The 16397-nt window shown below is 69.0% G+C and carries 18 protein-coding genes; 11 read left to right on the forward strand and 7 right to left on the reverse strand.

From position 1 onward, the window contains the following. Positions 1-22: 22 nt before the first annotated feature. From N5I32_RS02700 to N5I32_RS02710, 3 genes are all read right to left on the reverse strand, one after another. Positions 23-1066, reverse strand: a complete 1044-nt coding sequence (locus N5I32_RS02700) for a YeeE/YedE family protein (protein ID WP_261493848.1) — start codon at positions 1064-1066, stop codon at positions 23-25. Between the two features lie 34 nt (positions 1067-1100). Further along, the gene (locus tag N5I32_RS02705) at positions 1101-1427 is read right to left on the reverse strand and encodes an ArsR/SmtB family transcription factor (protein WP_261493849.1); all 327 of its coding nucleotides are present in this window, start codon (positions 1425-1427) and stop codon (positions 1101-1103) included. Between the two features lie 114 nt (positions 1428-1541). Then, positions 1542-1910 (reverse strand): thioredoxin domain-containing protein, encoded by a 369-nt coding sequence (locus N5I32_RS02710; RefSeq protein ID WP_261493850.1) that lies wholly within the window; start codon positions 1908-1910, stop codon positions 1542-1544. Between the two features lie 79 nt (positions 1911-1989). On the opposite strand from N5I32_RS02710, the gene N5I32_RS02715 reads away from it, so the two are divergent. The 11 genes from N5I32_RS02715 to N5I32_RS02765 all read left to right on the forward strand — a co-directional run bounded on the left by N5I32_RS02715 (position 1990) and on the right by N5I32_RS02765 (position 12033). After that, positions 1990-2727, forward strand: a complete 738-nt coding sequence (locus N5I32_RS02715) for a cytochrome c biogenesis CcdA family protein (protein WP_261493851.1) — start codon at positions 1990-1992, stop codon at positions 2725-2727. 13 nt (positions 2728-2740) lie between these two features. Continuing rightward, a complete protein-coding gene (locus N5I32_RS02720) occupies positions 2741-3301 on the forward strand; it encodes a SoxW family protein (protein ID WP_261493852.1) in 561 nt (186 codons plus the stop codon). A 113-nt stretch (positions 3302-3414) separates the two neighbouring features. Then, positions 3415-3888 carry a sulfur oxidation c-type cytochrome SoxX gene (soxX, locus tag N5I32_RS02725; RefSeq protein WP_261493853.1) on the forward strand — a complete coding sequence of 158 codons (474 nt, stop codon included), beginning with the start codon at positions 3415-3417 and terminating at the stop codon, positions 3886-3888. A gap of 42 nt (positions 3889-3930) precedes the next feature. Continuing rightward, the gene (gene soxY / locus N5I32_RS02730) at positions 3931-4350 is read left to right on the forward strand and encodes a thiosulfate oxidation carrier protein SoxY (RefSeq protein ID WP_261493854.1); all 420 of its coding nucleotides are present in this window, start codon (positions 3931-3933) and stop codon (positions 4348-4350) included. A gap of 18 nt (positions 4351-4368) precedes the next feature. Then, positions 4369-4698: a thiosulfate oxidation carrier complex protein SoxZ gene (gene soxZ / locus N5I32_RS02735; protein WP_261493855.1), complete on the forward strand. Its 330-nt coding sequence runs from the start codon at positions 4369-4371 to the stop codon at positions 4696-4698. Positions 4699-4729: 31 nt separating this feature from the next. Continuing rightward, positions 4730-5596 carry a sulfur oxidation c-type cytochrome SoxA gene (gene soxA, locus N5I32_RS02740; RefSeq protein ID WP_261493856.1) on the forward strand — a complete coding sequence of 289 codons (867 nt, stop codon included), beginning with the start codon at positions 4730-4732 and terminating at the stop codon, positions 5594-5596. 120 nt (positions 5597-5716) lie between these two features. Further along, on the forward strand, positions 5717-7411 hold the full coding sequence (gene soxB, locus N5I32_RS02745) for a thiosulfohydrolase SoxB (RefSeq protein ID WP_261493857.1): 1695 nt from the start codon (positions 5717-5719) through the stop codon (positions 7409-7411). Between the two features lie 22 nt (positions 7412-7433). Further along, positions 7434-8714, forward strand: coding sequence for a sulfite dehydrogenase (gene soxC / locus N5I32_RS02750; RefSeq protein WP_261493858.1), 1281 nt, complete (start codon positions 7434-7436; stop codon positions 8712-8714). Further along, positions 8698-9786: a c-type cytochrome gene (locus tag N5I32_RS02755; protein WP_261493859.1), complete on the forward strand. Its 1089-nt coding sequence runs from the start codon at positions 8698-8700 to the stop codon at positions 9784-9786. Before soxC ends, N5I32_RS02755 begins: the two co-directional genes overlap by 17 nt. A gap of 51 nt (positions 9787-9837) precedes the next feature. Beyond that, complete coding sequence (locus N5I32_RS02760) at positions 9838-11100, forward strand: NAD(P)/FAD-dependent oxidoreductase (protein ID WP_261493860.1); 1263 nt, start codon at positions 9838-9840, stop codon at positions 11098-11100. 24 nt (positions 11101-11124) lie between these two features. Then, positions 11125-12033, forward strand: a complete 909-nt coding sequence (locus tag N5I32_RS02765; protein ID WP_261493861.1) for an MBL fold metallo-hydrolase — start codon at positions 11125-11127, stop codon at positions 12031-12033. On the opposite strand, the gene N5I32_RS02770 is transcribed toward N5I32_RS02765, so the two are convergent. Genes N5I32_RS02770 through N5I32_RS02785 form a run of 4 tightly spaced genes read right to left on the reverse strand, consistent with a single transcriptional unit; the run spans position 12030 to position 16393 of the window. Continuing rightward, positions 12030-13091 (reverse strand): YeeE/YedE family protein, encoded by a 1062-nt coding sequence (locus N5I32_RS02770; RefSeq protein WP_261493862.1) that lies wholly within the window; start codon positions 13089-13091, stop codon positions 12030-12032. The genes N5I32_RS02765 and N5I32_RS02770 overlap by 4 nt on opposite strands. 55 nt (positions 13092-13146) lie before the next feature. Then, on the reverse strand, positions 13147-14619 hold the full coding sequence (locus N5I32_RS02775; RefSeq protein ID WP_261493863.1) for a mannitol dehydrogenase family protein: 1473 nt from the start codon (positions 14617-14619) through the stop codon (positions 13147-13149). After that, a complete protein-coding gene (locus tag N5I32_RS02780) occupies positions 14619-15392 on the reverse strand; it encodes an L-iditol 2-dehydrogenase (protein WP_261493864.1) in 774 nt (257 codons plus the stop codon). Before N5I32_RS02780 ends, N5I32_RS02775 begins: the two co-directional genes overlap by 1 nt. Then, positions 15389-16393, reverse strand: a complete 1005-nt coding sequence (locus N5I32_RS02785) for an ABC transporter ATP-binding protein (RefSeq protein WP_261493865.1) — start codon at positions 16391-16393, stop codon at positions 15389-15391. Before N5I32_RS02785 ends, N5I32_RS02780 begins: the two co-directional genes overlap by 4 nt. Positions 16394-16397 lie beyond the last annotated feature (4 nt).

A 16397-nucleotide genomic window follows, 5' to 3' on the forward strand; every position in this document is an offset into this window, starting at 1 on the left:
CGGGCCGGTCAAATTGGCCGGGTTACTCGGGCTGGAAGCCGCCGATCAGTTGGCGCAGTCCGATCCAGGCGCCGACCGCGATTGCGGCCAGCGTCACCGGCCCCGACCAGGCCAGCGCGGCGGTCGCGGTCAGGCCCTGTCCGACCGAGCAGCCCATGGCGAGCACGCCGCCTATGCCCATCAGCGCGGCCCCGCCCACCTGCCGGCCCAGCTCTCGCGGGTCTTCGCAGGCTTCCCACTGGAAAAGCCCGCGGATCATCGAGCCCGCCAGCGCCCCGGCCATGACCCCCACCACCGAGCCGACCGAGAATGTGATCCCGCCCGCGGTCGAGGTCATCAGGAAGATCAGCGTCCGGCCGACCGGCGCGGTGAAGGACGGGCCCTCGACCGCGACCTCGTTCAGGCTCGCCTCGGCCAGCCAGCTTGTGCCGGCAAAGCACCAGACGACGGCCAGCCCCGCCGCGACACCCCAGGCGATCATCCGCGGCCGCGCCCGCAGGGGCGGGTAGGAAAGCGCCCAGGCCAGCGCAAGAAGCGCCGTCGCGGCGACGGTGACGGCGGCGGGTATGCCAAGGGTCGCCAGATCGTGCACCACGCCCTGCGGCTCCAGCGCCTCGGGCTGCGGGAAAAGCGCGACGCGGAGCGGGGCCAGCGGCCCGGAAAGCGCGATGAAGCCGAAGATGCCCATCACCACGACGACCACGAGCGAACGCAGGTCGCCGCCGCCAAAGCGCACCAGTGCCCCGAAGCCGCAGTTGCCCGCCATCGCCATCCCGTAGCCGAAGACAAGTCCGCCCACGACCGAGGCGAGCGGGTTCCAGGCGATGGCGTGATAGATGCTGCCGCCGATGTCGATCCAGCCCGCCATCGTGCCCGCCTGCGTGCCGAGGATGGCCGTGCCGAGGACGATGCCCCAAAGCCGCATCCGGCTCTGATCGCGGCCGTAGATCGCGCTTTCCAGCGCGCCGAGCGTGCAGAAATCCCCCAGCCGCGCGGCAAGGCCAAGGACAACCCCGCCCACCAGCCCGACAAGGGCTGCCATCAGGCCGAACGGCATGGATTCCATCGCGCTTCCTCCCTTGCTTCCGTCCGGCCTGCCGTCAGTCCGGTTCGCAGAACAGCCGTGACAGAAGATTGACCATCTCGGACACCTTCGGATCGAGGATCGAGTAGAAGATCGCCTGCCCCTCACGGCGGGCGCTGACCAGCCCCTCCAGCCGCAGGCGCGCAAGCTGCTGGCTGACCACAGCCTGCCGCGAGGACAGGAGGTTTTCAAGCTCGGTCACGCTTTTCGGGCCGCTCTTGAGGTGGCACAGGATGGTCAGGCGCCCGTCATGCCCCAGCGCCTTGAGGAAGGTCGCGGCCTCCTGCGCCCTGCCGACGAGGGCGGCCAGGTCGTCCGCTCCGCCCTGCGGCGTGGCTATCATGCGCTCCTCGCCCAAGCCCGTGGTTCCCCCTGCTGCTTCCCTTTCATGCCGGGGCGCGCCGGTTTGGGCAAGCCCGCGATTGCTGTCATCGGGTCGCAACGCGCCCGGCCGCCGCTAGTCGAGGGGCGATGCCCCGGCCCCGCGCAGCAGGGAGCCCAGAAGCGGCCAGAAGAAATCCTCGCCCGGGTAGCCTTCGAGACGCCCGGCCTCGACCCCGTCCGCGACGACGACGAAGGTCGGGGTGAATACGGGATGCGCCGCCAGCGTGATACCCGCGGGCAGGGCAGAATGCAGGTCGAGCCGCCTGAGCGGCGCGGCCCGCCCCTCGGCTGTCAGCGGGTATTCCGGGGCGACTTCCGCGTTCCAGCGGGCGCAGTAGAGACAGCCCGGCTGTTCGAACATCAGAAGCTCCAGCCCCGCCGCGCGGGCCGTCGCCGCGGGCAGCATCGCAAGCAGGAGGGCAAGGGTCGCGCGAAGAGCCATGTTGACAGATCATATTAACATATAAATATTCTAATGTAACCTGATCGCGCAGGCAAGCGTCACCGGGCGGGACCACGACATGATCGAGATTTCCTTTGGCGGTGCGCTCCTGGCCGGGTTCCTGGCCTTCTTTTCGCCCTGCGTGCTGCCGATGGTGCCCTTCTACCTGTCCTATCTGGCCGGGGTCTCGGTCTCCGAGCTTGGGGCCTCGGGCGGGATCGCGCCCGCGGCGCGGCGGCGGCTGGTCCTGCGCACGGTTGCCTTCGCTCTTGGCGTGACCACGATCTTCATGCTCCTCGGACTGGCCGCGACGGGCGTTGGCCGCGGGCTTGCGGCCTGGATGGACACGCTGTCCTGGGCCGCGGCGGCGGTGCTGATCCTCTTCGGGCTGCATTTCCTCGGCATCCTGCGGATCGGGCTGTTCTACCGCGAGGCGCGGTTGCAGTCCGACCGGCGCCCCACCACGCTTGCGGGGGCCTACGTCCTCGGCCTTGCCTTCGGCTTCGGCTGGACGCCCTGCGTGGGCCCCGCGCTCGCCGCAATCCTGATGATCGCGGGGGGCATGGGAGAGGTCTGGCGCGGCGGCGCGCTTCTGCTGGTCTTCGGGCTGGCGATGACCTCGCCCTTCGTCCTCGCCTCGGCCTTCGCCGGCCCGTTCCTGTCGTGGCTGGGGCGGCACCGCGCCATCGTGCGCCACGTCGAGACGGCGACGGGGATACTGCTCATCGTCTTCGGCGTCCTCATCGCCACCGACAGCGTCAACCTGATCGCCGACTGGATGATCCGCAATTTCGACTGGTCGGCCACCGTCACCTGAAAGGAGCACTGCCATGAAGCCCCTTCGCACCCTTGCCGCGGCCCTGATGCTCGCCGCGACCCCGGTCGCGGCCGTCGAACTGGGCGACGACGGCCTGCACAAGCCCGACTGGCTGCGGGAAACCTTCAAGGACCTGCGCGAGGATCTGGCCGAGGCGAATGCCGAGGGCAAGCGCCTGATGGTCATCATCGAGCAGCGCGGCTGCATCTACTGCACAAGGATGCACGAGGAGGTGTTCCCCGATCCTGCCATCGACCGGCTGATCCGCGATCACTACTTCGTGGTGCAGATGAACCTTTTCGGCGATGTGGAGGTCACCGACTTCGACGGCACCGTCCTGCCCGAAAAGGACATGGCGGCACGCTGGGGCGCGATGTTCACGCCGACGCTGATCTTCCTGCCCGAAGAGGTGCCCGAGGGGCAGACCGCCGCCGATTCGGCGGTGGCGATGATGCCGGGCGCCTTCGGCAAGGGAACCACCGAGGCGCTGCTCGTCTGGGTGCGCGACCACGGCTACGAAAGCGGCGAGCATTTCCAGAAATTCCTGGCCTCGCGCGTGAATTCCGGCGGCTAGGCGCCTGATTGATCAGCATATATAGGAATATTCACAGATGCATATATTTTTGTTGCCTGCCGATGCCGATGGCGTCTAGTCTTCAGGGCAGGGAGAGATCAGGGAGGATCGCTATGACAAGCCGGCTTTGGCTCGCGTCCTGGGTGGCTCTGGCGGCAACAGTGCCGGCAACCGCCGAAACCGCGCCGGGTGAGGTAAGCTATGTGGAGGGCGCGGTGGCCGCGTCCTTGAGCGGTGCGGCCGGTGATCCGGCGGCCGGCGTCAAGGTGATGACCACGAACGCGCAGGGCAACTGCGTGGCCTGCCACCAGATCGCGGCGCTGCCCGACGTGCCGTTCCAGGGCAACATCGCCCCGGCGCTCGACGGGGTGGCAGACCGTTATGACGAGGGCCAGCTGCGCGGCATCGTCGCCAACGCGAAGATGACCTTCGATGGCACCTTCATGCCCGCCTTCTACAAGACCGCGGGCTTCGTGCGGCCGGGCGACGCCTACACGGGCAAGGCCGCGCCGGAAGACCTGCCGCCGATCCTGACGGCGCAACAGATCGAGGACGTGGTGGCCTACCTGCTCACGCTGAAGGAGTGAGGGGCGGGACATGACGGGCCAGAGGATTTCAAGGAGATGACCATGAGGATTTCCAGACGCGATGCCATCCGGGTCGGACTTGGCGGCATGGCCGCGCTGGCGCTTCCCGGCGCCGGCATGGCCGCGACGGTCGAGGAACTGACCGCCGCCTTCACCGGCGGGGCCACGGCGGGCGAGGGCGGGATCACCCTGACCGCGCCCGAGATCGCCGAGAACGGCAACACCGTTCCGGTCGAAGTCAACGCCCCCGGCGCGACGGCGATCATGCTCTTGGCGACGGGGAACCCGGAACCGGCGGTGGCGACCTTCACCTTCGGGCCGGCCGCCGGCAGCCAGCGCGCCGCCACCCGCATCCGCCTGGCCAAGACGCAGGACGTGATCGCGATGGCGAAGATGGCCGACGGGTCGATCGTGCAGGCTTCGGCCACCATCAAGGTTACCATCGGCGGCTGCGGCGGCTGAGGATCAGGAGCGAGAAACATGGCAAAAGACGCAAAACCCCGCGTGAAGGTTCCGAAGTCGGCGGCCGCCGGCGAGGTCGTCACGATCAAGGCCCTGATCAGCCACAACATGGAATCGGGCCAGCGCAAGGACAAGGACGGCAACCTCATCCCGCGCTCGATCATCAACCGCTTCACCTGCGACCTGAACGGCGTGAACGTCGTCGACGTGACGCTGGAACCCGCGATCTCGACCAACCCGTATTTCGAGTTCGACGCGAAGGTCGATGCGGCGGGCGAGTTCAAGTTCACCTGGTACGACGATGACGGCTCCGTCTACGAGGACGTCAAGCCGATCGCGATCGCCTGAGCGCCGCGCAACACGTCGGGGAGGAGACGCAATGCAACGCAGAACCACACGCCTTGTCGCAGCAGCGGCGTTCGGGATCGCCCTTGCGGGCGCGGCCGGTGCCGATCCGGTGGACGACACGCTGGAAGTCACGACCGAGGACGGCACGATCACGCTGACGACGACGGCGCCCGCGCCCGATCACCTGAAGGACGCGTTCGATACGATCTATTCGGGCTGGCATTTCCGCGACACCGACACGCGCGACATGCAGCGGGACGATTTCGACAACCCCGGCATGGTCTTCGTCGACCTCGGGCAGGAGAAATGGAACGCCGCGATCGGCGCGAACGGCGAAAGCTGTGCGGGTTGCCACGAAGGCCCGGAAAGCATGAAGGGGCTGCGCGCGGTCATGCCGCGGGTCGACGAGAAGACCGGCAAGCTGATGATCATGGAGGACTACGTCAACACCTGCGTGACCGAGCGCATGGGGCTGGAGAAGTGGGGCACCACCTCGGGCGACATGAAGAACATGCTTGCCCTCATCTCCATGCAGTCGCGCGGCGAGATCCAGAACGTCGCCATCGACGGCCCGGCCGCGGAATACTGGGAAAAGGGCAAGGAGATCTACTACACCCGCTTCGGGCAGCTGGAGATGTCCTGTTCCAACTGCCATCAGGACTACGCGGGCTACAACATCCGCTCCGACCACCTCAGTCAGGGGCAGATCTCGGGCTTTCCGGTCTACCGGCTGAAGGACGCGGGCCTGGTGTCCGCCCAGCAGCGGTTCGTCGGCTGCGTCCGCGATACCCGGGCCGAGACCTTCAAGGCCGGTTCGGACGAGTTCAAGGCGCTGGAGCTTTACGTCGCCTCGCGCGGCAACGGCCTGATGATCGAGGGCGTCGGCGTCCGGCACTGAACGACCGAAGGCCGCCGGTTCCGCCGGCGGCCTTCCCCCCCAACGACCTCGCAGAACCGGCGGCCGGTCCGATGCGCAGGCGCGCAGGCTTTCGCATGTGCGGACCGCAAGGAGAAATACATGATCACGCGGCGGGAATTCCTTCAGGCCGGCATGGCGGCCTCTGCCATCGTCGGGGCCTCGGGCCTTGGCAACTGGTCGCGGCTCGCCGCGCAGCAGGCGCTGACGCAGGACCAGCTTCTGCAGTTCGACGACTTCGGCAACCTGACGCTGATCCACATTACCGACATCCACGCCCAGTTGAAACCCGTCTGGTTCCGAGAGCCGGAGTGGAACATCGGCGTGGGCGAGGCGAAGGGCCGGCCGCCGCATGTGGTGGGCCGCGCGTTCCAGGAGATGTTCGGCATCGCCCCCGGCAGCCCGGAGGCCTATGCGCTGACCCATGAGGATTTCGCGGCCCTCGGCAAGACCTATGGCCGGATGGGGGGCATGGACCGGGTGGCGACTGTGGTCAAGGCGATCCGCGCGGCGCGGCCCGATTCGATCCTTCTGGACGGCGGCGACACCTGGCAGGGCTCCTACACCTCGCTGATGACTAAGGGGCAGGACTGCGTCAACGTGATGAACGCGCTTGGCGTCGAGGCGATGACCAGCCACTGGGAATGGACCTACGGCACCGGGCGGGTGAAGGAGATCGTCGAGACGCAGCTGAACTTCCCCTTCCTCGGCGCCAACATCTTCGACGTCGAGTGGGACGAACCCGCCTTTGAGCCCTACCGGATCTTCGAGAAGGCGGGGTTGCGCATCGCTGTCATCGGGCAGGCCTTCCCCTACATGCCGATCGCGAACCCCGGCTGGATGTTCCCCGAATACTCCTTCGGCATCCGTGAGGAGCGGATGCAGGAAGTGGTGGACGAGGTGCGCGCGGCGGGTGTCGATCTGGTGGTCTGCCTCAGCCACAACGGCTTCGACGTCGACCGCAAGATGGCCGGCCGCGTCAAGGGCATCGACGTGATCCTGTCGGGCCACACCCATGACGCGGTGCCCGAGCCGATCCTTGTCGGCGACACCATCCTGATCGCCAGCGGCAGCCACGGCAAGTTCGTCAGCCGCGTCGATCTCGACGTGCGGGACGGCCGGATGATGGGCTTCCGCCACAAGCTGATCCCCATCTTCTCCGACGTGATCGCGCCGGACCCGGACATGGCCGCGCTGATCGACGCCGAGCGCGCGCCCTTCAGGGCCGAGCTTGAGGAGAAGATCGGGACGACCGAGAGCCTGCTCTACCGGCGCGGCAACTTCCAGGGCACCTGGGACGACCTGATCTGCGACGCCATCCGCAACGAGCGCGACGCGCAGATCGCGCTCTCGCCCGGCGTGCGCTGGGGCGCCTCGCTCCTGCCCGGCGACGCGATCACGCGGGAAGACATCCACAACGTCACCTCGATGACCTATGGCGCCTGCTACCGCACGGAGATGACCGGCGAGACGCTGAAGACCATCCTCGAGGATGTGGCCGACAACATCTTCAACCCCGATCCCTATTACCAGCAGGGCGGCGACATGGTGCGCGTCGGCGGAATGGCGTTTACCTGCGACGTGTCCCAGCCGATCGGCAGCCGCATCGGCGCCATGACCCTGACCGACACCGGAGAGGCGATCGACGCGGCAAAGACCTACACCGTCGCCGGCTGGGCCAGTGTCAACGAGGGCACCGAAGGCCCGCAGATCTGGGACGTGGTCGAGGCGCATGTGCGCAAGCTCGGCACCGTCAGCCTGTCCCCCAACACCTCGGTCAGCGTGACCGGCCTCTGAGACCAGGGAAGGAGCGTTCGCCATGACCGACGAACCCGCCGACAACGACATTCCGGGCGCCTCGCGCCGGACATTCCTGAAAGGCGGCGCCGCCCTTGGCGCCGGCGCGCTGGCCGGTGCGGCCGCCCGCGCCGAAAGCCCCGATCCCCTGATCACCGAGGTGCAGGACTGGGCCACCTCCTTCGGCGAGGCGGTGGACGCGACGCCCTACGGGATGCCCATCCACTTCGAAAGCCACGTGGTCCGGCGCAACGTCGAATGGCTGACCGAAAGCCCGGTCTCCTCGATCAACTTCACGCCGATCCACGCGCTCGAAGGCACCATCACCCCGCAGGGCTGCGCCTTCGAGCGCCACCATTCGGGCGCGATCGAGCTGTCCAAGGCCGATTACCGGCTGATGATCAACGGGCTGGTCGACCGGCCCCTCGTCTTCACCTTCGAGGACCTGATGCGCTTCCCGCGCGCCTCGCTCGTCGCGTTCTGCGAATGCGCGGCCAACGGCGGCATGGAATGGGGCGGGGCGCAGCTTGAGGGCTGCCAGTTCACGCAAGGCATGATCCACAACATGGAATACGTGGGCGTTCCGCTCAGGCTCCTGCTGGCCGAGGCCGGGGTGCAGCCCGAGGGCAAGTGGATCTATGCCGAGGGGGCGGACGCCTCGTCGAACGGCCGCTCGATCCCGATGGAGAAGGCGATGGACGATGTGATGGTGGCCTTCTACGCCAACGGCGAGGCGCTCCGGAAGGAGCACGGCTATCCGGCGCGGTTGGTGGTGCCGGGCTGGGAAGGCAACATGTGGGTGAAGTGGCTGCGCCGCATCGGCGTCTACGACCAGGCGGTCGAAAGCCGCGAGGAGACGTCGAAATACACCGACCTGATGCCCGACGGTCGCGCGCGCAAGTGGACCTGGGTGATGGACGCGAAATCGGTCATCACCTCACCCTCGCCGCAGGCGCCGGTGCGCCACGGCAAGGGGCCGCTCGTCATCACTGGCCTCGCCTGGTCGGGGCACGGAAAGGTCGCGCGGGTCGATGTCTCGCTCGACGGGGGGCGCAACTGGCAGGAGGCGCGCATCACCGGCGAGGCGAAGCCGAAGGCGCTGACGCGCTTCCACCTCGACATTGACTGGGACGGGTCGGAACTCCTGCTGCAATCCCGCGCGGTCGATGAAACCGGCTACGTGCAGCCGACCAAGGACGCGCTGCGCGCGATCCGCGGCCTCAACAACGTCTATCACAACAACGGCATCCAGACCTGGTGGCTGAAGCCGGACGGGGAGGTCGAGAATGTCGAGGTTGCCTGAGCGTCTTGCCGCCGCGGCACTTGCCGGCGGTCTTATGGCCGGGCCGGCACTGGCCGAAGGCCTGGGCCTTGGCCGCCCGGCGCTGCCCGAGGAGATTGCCGCCTGGGATGTGGCGGTGCTGCCCGACGGCACCGGCCTGCCCGAAGGGTCGGGCGATGTCCTGACCGGGGAAGAGGTCTTTGCCGACAAGTGCGCGAGCTGCCATGGCGAGTTCGCCGAGGGGCTGGACAGCTGGCCCGTCCTTGCCGGCGGCGAGGGCACGCTGACCGACCGCCGCCCGGTCAAGACCATCGGCAGCTACTGGCCTCATCTCTCGACGGTCTGGGACTATGTCCATCGCTCCATGCCCTTCGGGGCGGCGCAGACGGTCAGCGTCGACGAGGCCTATGCGATCACGGCCTTCCTTCTCTACTCGAACGGGCTGGTCGAGGATGATTTCGTCCTGACGCGGGCGAATTTCACCGAGGTCGCGCTGCCGAACGCGGAAGGCTTCTACTCCGACGACCGGGCCGAGACGGAATATCCGCTGTTCAGCGCGGCACCCTGCATGGCCGATTGCGGCCCCGAGGTGAAGGTGACCAAGCGCGCGGTCGAGCTGAACGTGACGCCGGAAGACCCCGACGGCCGCCCGGCCGGGACGCTGCCCGCGCTGACCACCACCGCGGCGGCGGTCCCTGCCGAAGCGGCGACCGTGGAGGCCGCGGCCGAAGACCCCGCCGCCGAGGTGGCGGGCGAACCCGCCGCCGCCGATCCCGCGCTGGTCGAGGCGGGGGAGAAGGTGTTCAAGAAATGCGCCGCCTGCCACAAGGTCGGCGAAGGGGCGAAGAACGGCACCGGCCCGCACCTGAACGGAGTGCTGGGCCGCACCGCGGGCACTCTCGAGGGCTTCCGCTATTCCAAGGCGATGGCCGAGGCGGGGGCGGGTGGTCTGACCTGGGACGAGGCCGCGCTCAAGGCCTATCTCGAGAACCCGAAGGCCTTCGTGAAGGGCACCAAGATGACCTTCGCGGGCCTGAAGTCGGAGGAGGACCGCGCCGCCATCATCGCCTATCTGGCGACACTGGCGCCCTGACGGGGCGGGCGCATCCCGCGCCCGTCCGCAAGAGTGCAAGGGGGATCACCGATGCGCCTGACCCGCAGGACCCTTGTCGCCGCCGGCGCATCGGCGGTCGGCCTTCTGGCCGCGCCCGCCGCCTTCGGGCAGGCGCGCGCGCGTGTCGTCGTGATCGGTGGCGGCGCGGGCGGGGCGAGCGTGGCGCGCCATCTGGCGCTCTCCGCCGCCGAAGCGGTCGAGGTCACGCTGGTCGAGGCCAGCCCGGTCTACACCACCTGCTTCTTCTCCAACCTCTACCTCGGCGGCCTGTTTCCCTTTGATAACCTGCAATTCGGCTACGACGGCCTGACGGCTGCGGGCGTGACGGTCATCCATGACCGCGCCACCGGCGTCGACCGCGACGCGCGGACGGTTACGCTGGCGGGCGGCGCGGTGCTGCCCTATGACCGCCTCGTCCTGTCGCCGGGGATCGACTTCCGCGACGGCGCCGTGCCGGGCTGGACGCTGGCCGACGCCGAGGTGATGCCCCACGCCTACAAGGCCGGGCCGCAGACCCTGCTCCTGCGCAGGATGGTGGACGCGATGCCCCAGGGCGGGCTTTTCGTGATGATCGCGCCGCCCAACCCCTACCGCTGCCCGCCCGCGCCCTATGAACGCGCCTCGATGGTCGCGCACCGGCTCCGCGCCACGAACCCGACGGCGAAGATCATGATCCTCGACCCCAAGGACAGCTTTTCCAAGCAGACACTGTTCGAGGACGGCTGGCTGAAGCATTACGACGGCATGGTAGAGTGGGTGAACCCCGAATTCGGCGGCGCCGACGTGGAGGTGCGCCCCGCCACGATGGAGGTGCTGATCGAGGGCGAGGCGCAGAAGGTCGATGTCTGCAACGTGATCCCCGCGCAGAAGGCGGGCGCCATCGCCGATCTTGCCGGGCTGACCGACGACAGCGACTGGGCGCCCATCGACCCGGCCAGCATGCGCGCGCGGGACGATGCGGATGTCTGGGTGCTGGGCGACGCGGCGCAGGCCGCCGAGATGCCCAAGTCCGCCGTCGCCGCGCATTCGCAGGCGGGCGTGGCGGTGGCGGCGATCCTGGGCGACCTGAGTGGCCGGCCGGTTCCGCCCGCGCTTTACGTCAACACCTGCTGGTCGGCGCTGGCGCCGGACGATTCCGTCAAGGTTGGCGGCGCCTATGAGCCCGCGGCGGACCACATCGCCGCCGCCGAAAGCTTCATCAGCGCGGCGGACGAGGATGCCGAAACCCGCCGCCTGACCCATGCCGAAAGCTTCGGCTGGTATGCCGGCCTGACGGCCGAGATCTTCGGCTGACCCCCCCCCCCGGAAGGACCGCCCATGCTGACCCGCCGCCATTTCCTTGCCGCTTCCTCCGCCCTCATGGCCAGCCCCGTGACCCGCCTCTGGGCGGCGAGCACGCTCGACCTTGGCGGGGCGCGGCTCGACACGCTCTCGGACGGCAACCTGGTCCTGCCCGGCGACTTCATCCTCGGCGGCATGCCGCAGGCGGAGATGGAGGCGATCGTCGGGAAATACGGCCTGCCGATCGACCGGCTGACGCCGCCCTGCAACGTCACGCTCTGGCGCGACGGCACCAACACCGTCCTTTTCGACGCCGGCTCCGGCCCGGACTTCCAGCCCACCGCCGGCAAGCTCGCGGAGGCGATGGAGGCGATGGGGCTGACGGTCGAGGAGGTGACCCATGTCGTCTTCACCCATGGCCATCCCGATCACCTCTGGGGGCTTCTGGACGAATTCGACGAGCCAGTGTTCCCGAATGCCGAACACGCCATCGGCGCGGCGGAGTTCGATTACTGGACCGACCCGGACACCGTGAACACCATCGGCGAGGCGCGCACCGCCTTTGCCGTCGGCGCGGCCCGGCGACTTGCGGTGATCGCCGACCACGTCCGCCGTCTGGCCGACGGGGAGGAGGTGCTTCCCGGCCTGACGGCGCGCCTGACGGCGGGGCACACGCCGGGTCACCTGTCCTTCGACCTTGACGGCGGGCCGGTGCCGGTCAGCATCCTTGGCGATGCGATCGGCAACCACCACGTCGCGTTCGAACGCCCGGACTGGGCATCGGGGTCCGACCAGGACAGGGACATGGCCGCCGCGACGCGGGTGGCGCTGTTGGACCGGATCGTTGCCGAGGGGCGGGTGATCGCCGGCTTCCATCTGCCCGAGGGCGGGATCGGCCGGGTGGAACGGGCCGAAGCGGGCTACCGCTTTGCCGCCGAAGTCTAGGCCGCGACCAGCCGGGCGCGCTGATCGACGACAAGGTCGGTCAGCATCGCGCCGATCCACATGCAGAAAAGCGCGAGCCACGCGGTCGCGGCAAAGATCGACCCGCCGGTGACGCCCGCGCCGATGGCGCAGCCGCCCGCCAGCATGGCGCCGAAGCCCATCAGGACCGCCCCGGTCATCGCGCGGCGCATCTGGCTTTCGCCGTCGAATCCCTGGAAGTGCAGCCCGCCCTTCAGCGCCGCCGACACCAGCGCGCCCGCGAAGACGCCCGGCACCAGCCCGATGTCGAAGTCGAGCGCGGGGCTCTCGGTCAGGAAGAACATCAACGTGTCGGCCGACGGACCGGAGAACGAGGCGGAGGTGACGCTGACCGGATCGAAGGCGACCTGCGCCAGCGAATGGGTCAGCACCCAGCCAAGCGCCACAGCGAAGCCCACGCCCGAGGCGAAGACCAGCCGCGACCAGCCAAGGCCGTTGCGGAACGCAAGCCACAGCGACAGCGCGGCGATGGCAAGCCCGAGGGCAAGTCCCGAGACGTCGGGCAGGCCAAGCGCGCTGACCAGATCGACGTTGCGCCCCCCCGGCGTGACCCAGAGTGCCGCAAGCCATTGGCGCAGGGGGGCCAGCCAGCCATGGCGGGCCATCTGCGCGGCGACCGCGAAGATCAGCCCCGCCACCACCGAACGCAGGTTCCCGGTCGCCGCCAGCACCAGAAGCCGGCCCGAACAGCCGCGCGCCAGAACCATACCCGCGCCGAACATCAGCCCGCCGATGATCGCCCCGGACCACGACCCGGCAATCGCCATCATCCGCGCGTCCTCGGGGCGGAACAGGCCAAGGTGGCGTGCGCCCTGCACCCAGATCACGGCGGTGGAGAAGGTCAGGAGCCAGACCGCCATGCGTTCGCCAAGCTGTCCGCGCGCGAACTCGACCGCCGCCGCGCGCAGGCAGAAGGCCGAGCGTTCGGCGGCAAAGCCGAAGACCGCGCCGGTCGCGAGGCCGAGCAGTGCCGCCAGCAGCGGTTCCTCGAAGATGTCGAGAATGGCGGTCAGGTCCATGGGCGCCTCCTCGCTTGGGCCTACGGCCGCGGGAGGGGGGGCGCCTTGATCTGGATCAGGCCGCGGCGATGTAGGCCGAGAGCACCGGGCGGACCCCCTCGGACCAGAGCCGTCCCAGCGCCGCCTCGAAGGCCGCGGCAAAGCGCTCGTCCTGCCCAAGGTCGCCGAAGATGCGCGCATGGCCAAGGAAGGCCTGCGCGTCTCCCCGCGCCGCCAGCGCCCGCGCCTTCAGCCCGGCGTGGTCGTCGTCGTTGGGCGGGATCGCGTGGCCGGCCTCGTCGGTCCCCGCGCAATAGCGGCACCAGAGCGCCACCTCGAGCGCGAGGCCCGCGATCGGCCGCCCGGCGGAGAGCGCATCGCGCAGCGTCGGCAGGATGAACTTCGGCTGCCGGTTCGATCCGTCGAGGCAGAGCCGCGGGATCGTGTCGCCGACACGCGGGTTCGAGAAGCGCTCGATGATCTTGTCCCGATAAGCCTGGTAGTCGACCCCGGCGATGGGGGCGAGGGTCGGGATGATCTCGCGCCGCTCCAGAGCATCGAGCCAGGCGCGGATCAGCGGGTCGGCCATGGCGTCGTGGACGAAATGGTGGCCGATCAGCGCGGAAGGGTAGGCGATGGCCGCGTGCCCGCCGTTCAGGATGCGCAGCTTCATCAGCTCATAGGGCGCGACATCGGTGACGAATTCGGCGCCGACCGCCTCCAGCGCGGGGCGGCCTTGCGGGAAATGGTCCTCCAGCACCCATTGACGGAACGGCTCGCACACCACTGGGGCGGCATCGACAAGGCCGAATGTGTCTGCCACCATCGCACGTTCGCGGTCCGAGGTCGCGGGCGTGATGCAGTCGACCATGGAGTTCGGGAAGGCGACGTTCGCCGCGATCCAGTCGGCCAGGCCCGGGTCCGACAGGCGGGCAAGCCCGATGACGGTGCGGGCCGCGACATGGCCGTTTTCGGGCAGGTTGTCGCAGGACATGACGGTGAAGGGCCGGGTCCCCGCGTCCCTGCGGCGGCGGAGCGCCAGCACGATCATGCCGAAGACGCTCTGCGGCGCATCGGGCGTGGCCGCATCGCGCGCCATGTCGGGATGGGCGGCGTCGAAGCCGCCGGTCAGCGCGTCGACGTAATATCCCCCCTCGGTGATGGTCAGCGAGACGATGCGGATCGCCGGGTCGGCCATCGCGGCGACGGTCGCGGGCGGGTCGACCGGCACGAAATCGGTCATCGAGCCGATGACGCGCGCGTTCAGCCCCGCGGGGTCAAGCTCGACCACCGTGGTCAGCCAGTCCTGAGCAGCCAGCCGCTCGCGCATCGCCGCGTCCCCGGCCCGGACGCCCGCGCCGCGGATCGCCCAGTCGTGATCGTGGCCCAGTGCGAACAGCCGGTCGAGGTAATGGGCCATGTGCGCGCGGTGGAAGTTGCCGACCCCCACATGCAGGATGCCGGGGCGCAGGGAAGACCGGTCGTAGCCGGGTGCCGCGACGCCCGCGGGCAGATGGGCAAGGGCGGCAGCGTTCAGGTGCAGTGTCATCAGCTCATCCAGTTCCCGCCGTCGACGTTGTAGGTCTGCGCGACGATGTAGCGGGCCTCGTCCGTGGCGAGGAAGATCGCCATGCCGGTCAGATCCTCGGCCACGCCCATGCGTCCGAAGGGCACCGCCGCGCCGACCTCGCGCTTCTTCTGGCCCGGCGCCTTGCCCTCGTATTGCGCGAAGAAGGCGTCGACGCCGTCCCAATGCTCCCCGTCCACCACGCCGGGCGCGATGGCGTTCACGTTGATCCCGTGCGCGATCAGGTTCAGCCCGGCCGACTGGGTCAGGCTGATGACCGCGGCCTTGGAGGCGCAGTAAACCGCGACAAGGCTTTCGCCGCGCCGGCCGGCCTGGCTGGCCATGTTGATGATCTTTCCGCCGCGTCCCCGTGCGATCATGCCCTTCGCCACCGCCTGCAGGGTGAAGAGCGTGCCCGCGACGTTGACCGCGAAGATGCGGTCGTAGTCGGTGCGGGTGATCTCGACAATCGGGGCGGCGGAGAAGAGGGCCGCGTTGTTGATCAGGATGTCGATGCCGCCGAAGGCCGCCTCGACCGCGGCGACGGCGGCTTCGATGCTGGCCTGGTCGGTCACGTCCATCCGCACCGCCATGGCGGCGGGGCCGATCCCCGCCGCGGCCGCCGCTGCGGCGTCGTGGTTGATGTCGGCGATGGCCACCCGCGCGCCTTCGGCCGCATAGGCCTGGGCAAAGGCAAGGCCGATGCCGCGCGCCGCCCCCGTGATCAGCGCCGTCTTCCCGTCTAGCCGTCTCATGCGATGCGCGCGCCTTCCCTGTCGAAGCGGTGGATCTTGTCGGCCTCGGGCGTCAGGAACACCGCGTCGCCGTGGTGCAGGTCGACCTCACCGCCCGCGCGCACGGTGATCGCGTCGGCAAGACCGGTGCCGGTGACGTGGAAGAACGTGTCGGAGCCCAGATGTTCCGAGACGCCGACGCGCCCGCGCCACGCGCCCTCGGTGGTGGAGACGGCGATGTGCTCGGGCCGGATGCCGATGGCGTGCGCGCCATGGGCCGCGGCCTCGGCGCCTTCGATGAAGTTCATCCGCGGGCTGCCGATGAAGCCCGCGACGAAGCGGTTGCGCGGCGCCCGGTAAAGCTCGAGCGGGCTGCCCACCTGTTCCACCCGCCCGGCCTGCAGGACCACGATCTTGTCGGCCATGGTCATCGCCTCGACCTGGTCGTGGGTGACATAGACCATCGTCGTCTTCAGCCGGTTGTGCAGTTCGGAGATTTCGAGCCGCATCCCCACCCGCAGCGCCGCATCGAGGTTCGAGAGCGGTTCGTCGAAGAGGAACGCGGCCGGTTCGCGCACGATGGCACGCCCGATGGCGACGCGCTGGCGCTGGCCGCCCGACAACTGGCCGGGGCGCCGGTCGAGGTAGGGGGTCAGGTTCAGCACCTCGGCCGCGGCCTCGACCTTGCGGTCCTGTTCGGCCTGCGAAAGCCCCGCCATGCGCAGGGGGAAGGCGATGTTCTTGCGCACGCTCATGTGCGGGTAAAGCGCGTAGGACTGGAACACCATGGCGAGCCCGCGCTTCGCCGGCGGCACTGCGGTGGCATCGGTGCCGTCGATGCGGATCTGGCCGCCCGACACGTCCTCAAGCCCCGCGATCAGGCGCAGCAGCGTGGATTTCCCGCAGCCCGAAGGGCCGACGAAGACCACGAACTCCCCGTCCTCGATCGTCAGGTCGAGGGGCGGGATCACCTCCACCTCGCCGAAGCGCTTCGTCACCTTGTCAAGCGTGATGCGTCCCATGTCG

It is taken from the genome of Albidovulum sediminis (assembly GCF_025380365.1).
GTDB classification, from domain to species: Bacteria; Pseudomonadota; Alphaproteobacteria; order Rhodobacterales; family Rhodobacteraceae; genus Albidovulum; species Albidovulum sediminis.

Coding starts and splice junctions, on each gene's coding strand:
- N5I32_RS02775 (WP_261493863.1), bottom strand. CDS start 14,619: ATGACACTGCACCTGAACGCTGCCGCCCTTGCCCATCTGCCCGCGGGC.
- N5I32_RS02720 (WP_261493852.1), top strand. CDS start 2,741: ATGAAGCCCCTTCGCACCCTTGCCGCGGCCCTGATGCTCGCCGCGACC.
- soxC (WP_261493858.1), top strand. CDS start 7,434: ATGACCGACGAACCCGCCGACAACGACATTCCGGGCGCCTCGCGCCGG.
- N5I32_RS02765 (WP_261493861.1), top strand. CDS start 11,125: ATGCTGACCCGCCGCCATTTCCTTGCCGCTTCCTCCGCCCTCATGGCC.
- soxA (WP_261493856.1), top strand. CDS start 4,730: ATGCAACGCAGAACCACACGCCTTGTCGCAGCAGCGGCGTTCGGGATC.
- N5I32_RS02780 (WP_261493864.1), bottom strand. CDS start 15,392: ATGAGACGGCTAGACGGGAAGACGGCGCTGATCACGGGGGCGGCGCGC.
- soxX (WP_261493853.1), top strand. CDS start 3,415: ATGACAAGCCGGCTTTGGCTCGCGTCCTGGGTGGCTCTGGCGGCAACA.
- N5I32_RS02760 (WP_261493860.1), top strand. CDS start 9,838: ATGCGCCTGACCCGCAGGACCCTTGTCGCCGCCGGCGCATCGGCGGTC.
- soxB (WP_261493857.1), top strand. CDS start 5,717: ATGATCACGCGGCGGGAATTCCTTCAGGCCGGCATGGCGGCCTCTGCC.
- N5I32_RS02710 (WP_261493850.1), bottom strand. CDS start 1,910: ATGGCTCTTCGCGCGACCCTTGCCCTCCTGCTTGCGATGCTGCCCGCG.
- N5I32_RS02755 (WP_261493859.1), top strand. CDS start 8,698: ATGTCGAGGTTGCCTGAGCGTCTTGCCGCCGCGGCACTTGCCGGCGGT.
- soxZ (WP_261493855.1), top strand. CDS start 4,369: ATGGCAAAAGACGCAAAACCCCGCGTGAAGGTTCCGAAGTCGGCGGCC.
- N5I32_RS02785 (WP_261493865.1), bottom strand. CDS start 16,393: ATGGGACGCATCACGCTTGACAAGGTGACGAAGCGCTTCGGCGAGGTG.
- soxY (WP_261493854.1), top strand. CDS start 3,931: ATGAGGATTTCCAGACGCGATGCCATCCGGGTCGGACTTGGCGGCATG.
- N5I32_RS02700 (WP_261493848.1), bottom strand. CDS start 1,066: ATGGAATCCATGCCGTTCGGCCTGATGGCAGCCCTTGTCGGGCTGGTG.
- N5I32_RS02715 (WP_261493851.1), top strand. CDS start 1,990: ATGATCGAGATTTCCTTTGGCGGTGCGCTCCTGGCCGGGTTCCTGGCC.
- N5I32_RS02770 (WP_261493862.1), bottom strand. CDS start 13,091: ATGGACCTGACCGCCATTCTCGACATCTTCGAGGAACCGCTGCTGGCG.
- N5I32_RS02705 (WP_261493849.1), bottom strand. CDS start 1,427: ATGATAGCCACGCCGCAGGGCGGAGCGGACGACCTGGCCGCCCTCGTC.